This is a genomic window from Bacteroidia bacterium, assembly GCA_039924845.1.
Classification (GTDB): domain Bacteria; phylum Bacteroidota; class Bacteroidia; order DATLTG01; family DATLTG01; genus DATLTG01.
Genome location: JBDTAC010000054.1, coordinates 127,453 through 138,748, shown reverse-complemented (window position 1 = coordinate 138,748; position 11,296 = coordinate 127,453). Strand labels below are relative to the sequence as shown.

General features: G+C 34.3%; 12 protein-coding genes. 6 read left to right on the top strand and 6 right to left on the bottom strand.

Annotation, left to right across the window (positions count from 1 at the left end):
• The coding region (locus ABIZ51_06215; GenBank protein MEO7088371.1) for a 2Fe-2S iron-sulfur cluster-binding protein at positions 1-254 on the top strand (254 nt) is incomplete at its 5' end.
• A gap of 57 nt (positions 255-311) precedes the next feature.
• Here ABIZ51_06215 and ABIZ51_06210 read toward each other — a convergent pair.
• Entirely contained in the window at positions 312-1,097 is a 786-nt protein-coding gene (locus ABIZ51_06210; protein MEO7088370.1) for a Nif3-like dinuclear metal center hexameric protein, read from the bottom strand.
• 154 nt (positions 1,098-1,251) lie between these two features.
• Here ABIZ51_06210 and ABIZ51_06205 point away from each other — a divergent pair, with 154 nt between their 5' ends.
• Entirely contained in the window at positions 1,252-2,070 is an 819-nt protein-coding gene (locus tag ABIZ51_06205; protein MEO7088369.1) for a hypothetical protein, read from the top strand.
• 132 nt (positions 2,071-2,202) lie between these two features.
• On the opposite strand, the gene ABIZ51_06200 is transcribed toward ABIZ51_06205, so the two are convergent.
• Genes ABIZ51_06200 through tilS form a run of 3 tightly spaced genes read right to left on the bottom strand, consistent with a single transcriptional unit; the run spans position 2,203 to position 4,899 of the window.
• Positions 2,203-2,988, bottom strand: a complete 786-nt coding sequence (locus ABIZ51_06200; protein MEO7088368.1) for an SDR family oxidoreductase — start codon at positions 2,986-2,988, stop codon at positions 2,203-2,205.
• Between the two features lie 15 nt (positions 2,989-3,003).
• On the bottom strand, positions 3,004-3,543 hold the full coding sequence (locus ABIZ51_06195) for a hypothetical protein (protein MEO7088367.1): 540 nt from the start codon (positions 3,541-3,543) through the stop codon (positions 3,004-3,006).
• An 18-nt stretch (positions 3,544-3,561) separates the two neighbouring features.
• Positions 3,562-4,899, bottom strand: a complete 1,338-nt coding sequence (tilS, locus tag ABIZ51_06190; GenBank protein MEO7088366.1) for a tRNA lysidine(34) synthetase TilS — start codon at positions 4,897-4,899, stop codon at positions 3,562-3,564.
• A gap of 107 nt (positions 4,900-5,006) precedes the next feature.
• On the opposite strand from tilS, the gene mqnE reads away from it, so the two are divergent.
• The 4 genes from mqnE (at position 5,007) to ABIZ51_06170 (ending at position 8,786) form a co-directional block, all read left to right on the top strand.
• Positions 5,007-6,158 carry an aminofutalosine synthase MqnE gene (gene mqnE / locus ABIZ51_06185; GenBank protein ID MEO7088365.1) on the top strand — a complete coding sequence of 384 codons (1,152 nt, stop codon included), beginning with the start codon at positions 5,007-5,009 and terminating at the stop codon, positions 6,156-6,158.
• A gap of 70 nt (positions 6,159-6,228) precedes the next feature.
• Positions 6,229-6,543, top strand: coding sequence for a GIY-YIG nuclease family protein (locus tag ABIZ51_06180; protein ID MEO7088364.1), 315 nt, complete (start codon positions 6,229-6,231; stop codon positions 6,541-6,543).
• The gene (locus ABIZ51_06175; GenBank protein MEO7088363.1) at positions 6,491-7,024 is read left to right on the top strand and encodes a DUF6155 family protein; all 534 of its coding nucleotides are present in this window, start codon (positions 6,491-6,493) and stop codon (positions 7,022-7,024) included. Before ABIZ51_06180 ends, ABIZ51_06175 begins: the two co-directional genes overlap by 53 nt.
• A gap of 130 nt (positions 7,025-7,154) precedes the next feature.
• Positions 7,155-8,786: a CTP synthase gene (locus tag ABIZ51_06170; GenBank protein MEO7088362.1), complete on the top strand. Its 1,632-nt coding sequence runs from the start codon at positions 7,155-7,157 to the stop codon at positions 8,784-8,786.
• A 113-nt stretch (positions 8,787-8,899) separates the two neighbouring features.
• On the opposite strand, the gene ABIZ51_06165 is transcribed toward ABIZ51_06170, so the two are convergent.
• Positions 8,900-9,817 (bottom strand): helix-hairpin-helix domain-containing protein, encoded by a 918-nt coding sequence (locus ABIZ51_06165; protein MEO7088361.1) that lies wholly within the window; start codon positions 9,815-9,817, stop codon positions 8,900-8,902.
• Entirely contained in the window at positions 9,807-11,279 is a 1,473-nt protein-coding gene (locus tag ABIZ51_06160; GenBank protein MEO7088360.1) for an amino acid permease, read from the bottom strand. The genes ABIZ51_06165 and ABIZ51_06160 overlap by 11 nt, the downstream gene beginning before the upstream one ends.
• Positions 11,280-11,296: the final 17 nt, after the last annotated feature.

Below are 11,296 nucleotides of genomic sequence, written 5' to 3'. Positions count from 1 at the left end.
GTAGAGAAACCGTTTTGCAATTAAATGCCAACGGAAAAGTAATTTTAGACGCCGCGATGGATGCTGGAATTGATGCTCCATTTTCTTGCAAAGGCGCGGTTTGCTGTACTTGCAAAGCCAAAGTGATGAAAGGAAAAGTAACGATGGATATGAATTACGCACTCAGCGATGAAGAAGTAGAAGATGGATATATTTTAACGTGTCAATCGCATCCTGCAAGTCCGGAAGTAATTGTTTCTTACGATGAGCCATAAATTTTCACAAAGTAATTTCTGCTTTGTTACTCGTCTGACTTTTCGTTTTTACCAACTTTATAGATAATTTATTGGATTGGTATTTATTTTTGATAAATGAAGAACTGATTTAGGAAATTTTTCGATAAGAATATCATAAAATAATTCTTTCGTGAATTGTTCGCTTTCGTAATGCCCGATATCAGCGATAATCAGCTTGTTTTCGGCATCAAAAAACTGGTGATATTTAAAGTCGGCAGTTATAAAAATATCCGCTCTCGCAGAAATTGCATCATCCAACAAAAAACTTCCAGAACCGCCACAAATTGCGACTTTTTTAATAAAAATATTTTCCGAAAAAGAAGTATGTCGAATACAATCCGTTTGCATCGTTTGCTTTAGTTTTTTGAGAAAAAGATTCGCTTTTTCTTTTTTCGAGATTTCGCCTATCATTCCCGAACCTACATTCGAAAAATTATTTTTCGGAACTAAAATTTCCGTGTTCTTTAATCCAATTTTATTTGCTATTTTTTTGTTCACGCCATTCGACACATTGTCTAAATTAGTGTGCGCTGCGTAAATCGCAATGTCGTTTTTAATGGCTTTTAAAACGGTACGTTCCACATAATTTTTGCCCGTAATTTGTTTCAGTCCATCAAAAATAATGGGATGATGCGCCACAATTAAATTGCATTTTCTCTGAATTGCTTCGTCCACAATTTCTTCCGTACAATCAATGCAAATTAAAATGCCTTTGATGTCTGTATTTTTATTTCCGATAAGCAAACCCGAATTGTCGTACGATTCCTGAAAAGCCAAAGGCGCAACAGTTTCGATACAATCTGTAATTTCTTTTAATTTCATTTTTAGAAAAATCGTTTTGAAAAATTATTTTTTTGAAGGCACTAATTTACATCAAATATTCTTTTTCCTTTTTTTTCAAACGAACTAATGCTAATCTTTATTAAAATTCTATTTTTATTATATTTGATGAGAAATGTTTTAACTTAACAGTCTAATGATAAAAAAGAAAGAGATATTATTATGCTTGTTAATGGCAGTTTGCTTTAGTCTTTATTCAGTAAATGGATTTTCACAAGTAGAACGAAAGGGAAAATTAATCTCAAAAATTTCCTATAATTATGGAGGATCAACTGGGGATAGTGTTGTCTCTTTTTATTTAGAAATAGATTACCAGAATAAATCTATGTTATTATACAAAACATACGATAGTACCATGCAGCTTAAATCAAAAGGTTATTTGAATCGGTTAAAATATAATTTATACGATCTCGATGACAATGACTTCCATTATTGTAATTGTGTATGTGGTCTTTCTATTTTATCGGAAGATTATAAATTCTTTGATCCGAAATGCTTATTTAAGGATACTTCCGACCTCTTGGGATACGATTTTTATAATTTATTACATGATAGTATTAATATAGTATATAAAACAGATGGAAGTATAGACTCTGCAAAAACTCATTATTTTAAAATATATCAGCAAAAAAATGGTTTGTATTTTTCAATGATAGTTGGAACATATTTCATTTACAATCCTTCATTAAGTCATGTGGTAGAAAAGGTAACTAATACGCATTTATTTGGAGATGTATTTTGTATTGATACAAAAAAGTACAACAAACAAAATAAAATGATTGAAGAAGAAACAAAAATATATTCAAATCAACATGGCACATTATCAGACGTTAAGACTGAATTTATAAAAGGCAAAATTATATCATCAAAAATTAATTTTTCAGATAAAATTGAATATGATTATGATTCGCATGGTTTACTTAAAGCAGTAGAAGATACTTCTAAATACTGGTAAATAGTTTTCCTTTCAACAAAAAGAAATTAAGACAACAGTTTGAAAAAAAAATTTTGCGAAACGACAAAAGGAACGATGATGAAGTTTGTTCCTTCGCGCAGATTCTGAATCAAGTTCAGAATGACGGGCATTTTACAAACAACTCGTTCTTCCACCATCAACTGGAAGATTAATTCCGTTGATATATGCAGCCGCCGGAGAAGCCAAAAAGGCAACAGCATTGGCAATTTCGGCAGCTTCAGCAAAACGTCCAGCAGGAATTTCAGCCAACATTTCTGCTTCTACTTTTTCGATGGATTCACCTGTTTTTTTCGATTTATTTTCCAAAATAGAAGTCAGGCGAATTGTTTTGGTAGCGCCTGGAAGCACATTGTTTACTGTAATTCCGAAAGGAGCCAATTCCACCGAAAGTGTTTTCGACCAATTGGCGACAGCTCCGCGAATAGTATTGGAAACACCCAAACCTTTAATAGGTTGCTTTACCGAAGTAGAAATAATATTGATGATTCTACCGTAATTCACTTTTTTCATTCCTTCCGCAACTGCTTGCACCAACAATTGATTGCAAATTAAATGGTTGGAAAATGCCTGAATAAATTCTTCTAGTTTCGCATTTATAGCAGCTCCCCCAGCAGGTCCGGCAGTATTATTTACTAAAATATGTACAATATTTTTAGCTGCAAAAGCTGCAATTTTATCTTTCAAATCATTCGGATTTGTAAAGTCAATACACAAAAATTGGTGTTTCTGATTAGCGCTTGTATCGAGTTCTGCCAAAACAGATTTCAATGTCGTTTCGTTCCGCGCAACAAGCGTAACGTTAGCTCCTAATTTCGCTAATTGAATAGCAGCAGCTTTCCCGATTCCTTGCGTACTGCCGCAAACAAGCGCATTTTTATTTGTTAAATCTAAATTCATTTTAAAATATAATTTCTATTTATGTTCAATACAATTTTCTATCACACTTAGTAATTCATCTGCTTTTTGCGATCCGATGCGATAACGCAATCCGTCTTTATCTGTCAATTCAACGGCTTCATAACCTCCAGTATAAAAACGAATTTTTCCTTTCGAATGTAAATTGTACGCCGGAAGTTTTAAATTGTATTTCCCGTAAAATATTTTTTTCACGGAAACGATGCTCGAAAAATCAATTTTCACTTTGCGTGAAGTCCACAAACCATCCAATACAATGCTGGTTTCCGTTACTTTTGTATGGATGTGCAACACAAAAATAAGTGCTACGGAAATAACCAAAATAACCATTCCCATTAAAAAAAATAAAGTACCAGAAGCTGCAATATTTTCTGCAGGATATGCGCCAATCACAATTCCTGAAACATCTACAGGCTTAGGATTTTCCGACCAATAATACGCCACAAAACAAAATATAGCAAGTGCCAATCTCGGAACCAAGGAAGACTTATTGATGCCCAAATATTGCTTTTCCTGAAATAAAATTTTCTCACTCATGTTTTCAAAAATACGATATTACATACAATTCACAATATAATTTTTTTTAGTAGTTGCGGTAATTTTATATCGCTCGTCAATCCGTTGTCCCACCAGCCAAACAATGTCTCCGTTTCCAGAAAGCAACACCTCTATTTTTTCTTTTTCTTGAATAGAAATTTTTTTATCGATAAAATAATCACTCAACTTTTTCTTCGATTTCATTCCCAATGGATAAAAAAAATCTCCTTTTTCCCATTTCCGTAATTGAAGTGGAAATTCCAATAAATCGTAATCCAAACAAGCAATTCGAGAAGATTTATCCATCTCAAAATTTTTATTTTCATGTTTCGAAAAAACCAATTTTATTTTATCCGCCGAATGCGTTTTCTGATTTTTACCAATTGAAAAAATATTTTTTTGAAGCGCTTTTTTTTGGGAAGCAATAGGCTCGATAATGAGTGTATTTCTGTCTTTCAGCAAACGATGTGTGCTTGAAAAAAAAGTTTTGCCAGACGAAGAATCGAACGAAAAAATAATTCCTGAAATCGTTTCTGAATTAAAATGAAATTCCTTTAAAAGTTCATACACAATCGTTTTCAGCGGATTTTCTTTTCGCAATTTTTCAATGGAAATGGTTGTTATTTCTTTTTTATATTGAAGCAATTCATTTCGCTTTTGCGCGATGTATTTTTGAAAAATTAGTTCTGTATCTCTTATTTTTTCGATGCTTTCCACAATTGAATTTTCAGCAGCCGGATTGATTTCTTTCAAAATAGGAATTATTTTATGACGAATTTTATTTCGCACATATTTGTCGGAATTATTGCTGCTGTCTTCTCTAAATTTTATTTTTTCATTTTTCGCAAATACTTCAATTTCGTCGCGGGTAGCAAATAATAAAGGGCGAATTATTTTTTCTTTTTTTGGTAAAATTCCGTGTAATCCAGCAATTCCAGTACCTCTTACTAAATTAATAAATAAGGTTTCTATTTCATCGCTTTTGTGTTGTGCGATGGCAATGCCATCTAATTTTTCTTTTTGTAAGATTTCTGAAAACCAAGAATAACGTAAATCACGCGCAGCCATTTGAGTGGAAATTTTTTTTTCGTGTGCGTATTTTTTCGTGTCGAATAATTTTACAAAAAAAGGAACTTTGTAAGTTGCCGCTAACTTTTTCACAAATTGCGCATCTCCTTCCGATTCTTTTCCTCTCAAATTAAAATTACAATGTGCAATTGAAAAATTAATTTTTGAACGGTAAAATAATTCACACATCACAACAGAATCAACACCTCCGCTTACGGCAAGAAGTATTTTTTGATGTGCGTCAAAAAGTTTTTTTTCAGAAATAAATTGTTGAAATTTTTGGAGCATTGGAATTGAATCGCCCACAAAAATAAGATAAGATACCGTATTTGAAACCGCTTTCTGAAAAGAGTGCTAAATTTGCATTCGATTTCACAAAAATAAGAGGCAAAATTATGTTGGCAGAAAAAATGATTCAAGCTCAAAATATATCTTCTGAATTAAAAAAAATTGGAGAAAAAGTTCTTCATGAAGAGCGCATTACTTCTGAGGAATGTCTGGTGTTGTATGAACAAGGAAGTTTGTCATACGTTGGAATGTTGGCAAATTATATCCGTGAAAAAAAGCACGGAAATTATACGTATTTCAATCGGAATTTTCACGTAGAGCCTACGAATATTTGCGTGTTCGATTGTAAATTTTGTTCGTATTCTCGTTTGACGAAACAAAAAGAAGAAGGTTGGGAATTATCGGAAGAAGAAATTTTGAATTTGGTGAAAGCGTACAACGGAAAACCAGTTACGGAAATCCATATTGTTGGCGGAGTTCACCCGAAAATGGGTTTGCATTATTTCGCTGGTCTACTCAAAAAAATAAAAGAAATTCGACCTGAAATTCATATCAAAGCATTTACCGCTGTGGAGTTGGATTATATGTTCCGCAAAGCGAAAATGTCCAGTGCGGAAGGATTACAATTACTGAAAGATAATGGTTTAAACTCTTTGCCGGGTGGCGGAGCAGAAATTTTTGACGAAGAAATTCGCGCTCAGATTTGCGAGGATAAATGTTCCTCTGAAGTGTGGCTCGAAATTCATGAAACAGCACATAAATTAGGTATCCCGTCCAATGTAACGATGCTTTACGGACACATTGAATCGTACAAACATCGCGTGGATCACATGAGCCGGATTCGTGATTTGCAAGATCGTACAAAAGGTTTCAATGCGTTTATTCCTTTGAAGTTTCGCAACAAAGGCAATCAAATGTCGAATGTGCCAGAAGTTAGTGTGATGGAAGATTTGAAAAATTATGCTGTTGCGCGCATTTTTATGGATAATATTTCCAATGTGAAATCGTATTGGCCCATGATTGGCAGACAAACAGCGCAATTATCATTGTCGTTTGGCTCGAATGATATTGACGGAACGATTGATGATTCTACAAAAATTTATTCGATGGCAGGAGCCGAAGAACAAAGTCCGAAGTTGAGTACGAAAGAATTGGTGGAACTCATCAAACAAGTCGGCAGACATCCGATAGAACGCGACACGTTGTACAATGTGGTTACAGATTATTTGGAATATGATTTTGAAAATGCTTCCGCTTAGAATTATTTTTTTGGAGAAAAATCGAACAAAAAATATCGTTCGAAAAATTATTTTTTTGACACCATAAAAAATGCTCCAAAAAAATGAAATTTGGTATGTTTACATGGCAGAATGCGCTGATTCTACATTTTATATTGGCACCAGCAATAACGTAGCGAAAAGAATCGAAAAACACAACCAAGGAAAAGGCGCGAAATACACAAAAGGCAGAGCACCATTGGAATTAAAATACGTGCAAGCTTACGCTTCCAGAGAGGAAGCTTGCCAGCAAGAATACCAATTAAAACGCCTTTCAAAAGGAGAAAAAATAAAATTAGCCTATTTGTTTCAGCATGAAAAAATTAACGAAAAAAGCATTGCTCAAACACCTTCAAAAATCGGATAAGGAAGATATTATCCAGGAAATAATTCGTCTGTTTGACCGGTTTAAAAACGTACAAGAATTTTACAAAGCAGAACTTTCCGAAGATGAAAATCCGATATTGGAAATTTACAAGAAAAGGATTACAAATGCCTATTCATCCGCTCATCCAAGCGAACGAAGAACAAATATGAATGTCAATAAATTGATTCGCGATTTCAAAAAAACAACTATTTATGCGGATGATTTAACCTCGCTTTTGTTGCATCGAGTAGCTTGTGGAATTGATGCTTTTTCGCGCGATAACAAGCGTTCAGAAACATTTTACAAGTGCATTGTTTCCAGTTTTAAAGAAGCTATTGAAACAATAAATGCAAATGAGAATTGGAACAAGTATGAGCAATACCTCGAGCAACTTATAGAAAAATCAGCTTCTGGAAAATTTGCTGTCAGCGAACGTTTGCAAGATCTTTACTTAACCATTTTTGACCGTTTGCAAAAATAATTTTCGGAATGTATTTCTGAATCTTCCTTTAAATAGAACCAATAACTTCTGATTTGTCCTATTTATTACCAGAAAAATTTCTACTTTTGTGCAAATTATCGCGTTTTTATCTCTTTCGGATTCATCTTTTATGTCAATAACAACTAATTATATTTTTGTAACGGGAGGCGTTACTTCATCGTTAGGGAAGGGCATTATTTCTGCTTCTTTGGCAAAATTGCTTCAAGCGCGAGGCTATTCTGTTACCATCCAAAAATTAGATCCGTATATAAACATTGATCCAGGAACGCTTAATCCTTACGAGCATGGAGAATGTTTTGTAACGGACGATGGTGCTGAAACGGATTTGGATTTAGGACATTACGAACGTTTCTTGAATATGCCGACATCACAAGCAAATAATGTTACTACAGGACGTATTTATCAATCTGTTATTGAAAAAGAACGAAAAGGAGATTATCTCGGAAAAACTGTGCAAGTAATTCCGCACATTACCGACGAAATAAAAAATAGAATTCGTTTGCTTGGTAAACAAGGAATTTATGATTTTGTAATTACCGAAATTGGCGGAACTGTTGGCGATATTGAATCATTGCCTTACATCGAATCCGTTCGTCAATTAAAATGGGAACTTGGAAAAAATTGTTTAGTGATTCACTTAACATTGGTTCCGTATTTATCCGCCACAGGCGAATTAAAAACAAAACCGACGCAGCATTCCGTAAAAATGTTGTTGGAATATGGCGTTCAACCAGACATTTTGGTTTGCCGCACAGAACACGCTTTGAGTAAAGATGTAAGAAATAAAATTGCTTTGTTTTGTAACGTGGAGCCAGATGCTGTTATTGAATCTATTGATGCCAGTACCATTTACGATGTTCCTTTATTAATGGAAGAAGAAGCATTAGATACTGTAGTGTTGAGTAAATTGGGTTTGCCAATTTCTGAAAATATGGGTTTAGATAGCTGGAAAGATTTTCTTTACAAATTAAAAAATCCAAAATCGGAAGTAAAAATTGGACTTATCGGGAAATACATTGAGCTGAAAGATTCGTATAAATCCATCGCAGAATCCTTTATTCACGCTGGCGCCGTAAACGAATGCAAGGTGAAAATAGAGTGGATACATTCGGAACATATTACCGCAGAAAATGCAGCAGAAAAATTAAATGGCTTAAAAGGAATTTTGGTGGCTCCTGGTTTCGGGAACAGAGGGATTGAAGGTAAAATTGAAGCTATTAAATATGCGCGCGAAAATAATATTCCTTTTTTAGGGATTTGTTTGGGAATGCAATGTGCTGTTATTGAATTTGCCCGAAATGTAATGGGCTTAAAAGATGCGAATTCAACAGAAATGAATCCGGAAACGAAATATCCTGTTATTGATTTGTTGGCTTCGCAGAAAAAAATTATCAAAAAAGGTGGCACGATGCGTTTGGGTGCTTATCCTTGCCGTATCAGCGAAAACAGTAAAGCTTTTTTCATATATCATAAAAGTGAAATTTCAGAACGTCATCGTCATCGTTACGAATTTAATAACGAATATTTAGCAGATTTTGAGGCAGCTGGAATGGTGGCTTCAGGAATTAATCTGGAAGGAGGTTTGGTTGAAATTGTAGAGCTTAAAAATCATCCTTGGTTTATCGGAGTGCAATTTCACCCAGAATATAAAAGCACTGTTGATAATCCTCATCCTTTGTTTGTTAGTTTTGTGAAAGCGGCTGTGAGTACTGAAAAGACAGCGGCACATCAAACAAAATAGTTTTTTTGAAACTTGATTTTTTTAGGTCTTCGAAAAAATAATTTTTCAAAGCCTTGAATATCCAAAAGAATTTAATTCCATTTTAATAGTCGTTTCAGCTATTTCTTCAATTTTCAATCAATACTCAAGTACGGTTTAATTTTTTCAAACACTTCTCCATTCACTAAGGCGGATTGTTGAATGTCTGCGATTTGTTTGTAATCACCGTGTTTTAAACGGTAATTGACAATCGAATTGGCAATATTATAATTGAGATAAGGCAATTTTTTTAATTCTTTTGCGGTACAATGATTGAGATTTATTTTCTGAATTAAATTCGCATCTGCAGAAATGTTTTTTTCTATTTCTGAAAAACGAGCGCTGTCGAAATGGTAAATTTCCAACAATTGTTGCGTGTTATAAAATCCTCCTAAACGATTTCGATATTCAATAATTTTATGTGCGAAATAAGGACCAATTCCTTTTAAGCTCAATAGTTGTAGAGAATCAGCAGAATTTAATTCCACAAAATTATTTTTTTGTTTCTGGAAATTATTTTTTTGAAAGTGAATGGAATCTCGTTTCGGAAAATTATTTTTTGGAACAGTAATTTCAATGTAATCCGCTAAAGCGAGATATTGTTTTTCGGAAATTCCGTAGATCTTTTTTAAGTCTTCCTTTTTATAGAAATGTCCACCTTTTGCTACATAATTTCGAATGATTTTTAATTGTTTATCAGATAGTCCTAAATCTTTCCAATCATTATCAGTTGCGGAATTCGGGTCGAAGAAAAATAATTTTTGAATGCTCTTTTTTTCTTGTTGATGAGAACTCAATTGAATTTCTTTTGTCGTATCAGAATCATTTTTTTGTGCCAATTGAAATTCATTTATCTCTTTATCGAAGGCTGAAAAATTATTTTTGGGAGCATCAATAAAACGATCTGAAAAAGCGAGATAAATCAGCAATAGCGCGATAATGGAAAGTAAAATAAAAATTCCGTTGCGCTCGCGTTTGTTGTAAGTAAAAAAATCTTTGAAATCAATTTTCATGAGTTTTCTTTTGCAAGTAATAAAAGGGAATACCCAGTATTACAAGCAATAACCCAAATCCAGTGTTTTTAGTATCGTAAATTAATAAATCAACACAAATGCCGGTAGCTACTAAAATGTACAAAGCAGGAATGACGGGGTAACCAAAGGCTTTGTAAGGACGTTCTGCGTTCGGTTCTTTTTTTCGGAGAATAAAAATTCCGGCAATGGTAAAAATATAAAATAGTAAAGAAGCAAACGTGGCATAAGTGAGTAAATCACTGTATTTACCCGATAAACAAAGAACACTTGCCCAAATACATTGCAACCAAAGCGCTTTTTCTGGCACTTGGTTTTTATTCAAATCACCTGCTTGTTTAAAAAACAAACCATCTTTCGACATCGCATAAAACAAACGGCTGCCGGATAAAATAATTCCGTTGTTGCAACCGAACGTAGAAATCATAATCAATGCAGCCATTATAAATGCTGCGGAATAACCGAAAATCATGGAAGCGGCTGCTGTTCCAACACGATCATTGCTTGCAAATAAAATTCCTTGCCCTAAAGCCGTTGTAGCTGTCGGACTTCCTTGTATGGGAAGCAATGCCAAATAGGCTACGTTTGCTAAAATGTAAATGATGGTTACGATTAAAGTTCCCAAAAATAAGCTACGCGGAATATTTCTTTTCGGATCTTTTATTTCGCCTGCAATAAACGTTACGTTGTTCCAGGCATCGCTCGAAAACAAAGAATTAATAATGGTTGCGCCCATCGCGCCAAGCAAAGCAAATCCGGTTAAAGGAATCATACTTATTTTTCCGTTTTCCATCGTTGTTTTAGTTGCTGCCCACATATTCTCGAAATTATGTGCTAATACATTTCCTTTTAAACCGATGGCAAGTCCCAACACAATTAAGGCAAATAAGGCGAATAATTTAGCAGAGGTGAAAACAATTTGAACTATTTTTCCGCTTTGTATTCCGCGGCTGTTGATAAAGGCAAGCACCATGATACTGGCGATGGCAAGCAATTGCGAATACGAGATGACGAATGTGATTCCATAACTAAAAACAACGTTGTTTAAAGAAGGAAAAAAAACGGCAGTGTATTTCGAGAACGCTACGGCTACTGCCGCAATTACGCCTGTTTGAATAACGGTAAAGACAGTCCAACCGTATAAAAAGGAAATCATTTTTCCGTAAGCACGTTGCAGGTAAACATATTGTCCGCCAGCTTTGGGCATCATTCCTGCCAGTTCTCCATAACTAAGAGCAGCAGAAACGGTAATCAATCCTGTAATAATCCACAATACAATTAACCAACCGGCTGCGCCAATGTCGCGTGCCATATAAGTGGTTACAATAAATATTCCGGAACCAATCATGGAACCCGCTACCAACATGGTGGCATCAAACAATCCGAGCGATCGCTTTAGTTCGGGCGTTTGGGAATCGTTTGCTTGTGTGTTATCTAAAGACAATTTTTTATTCTTTTTTA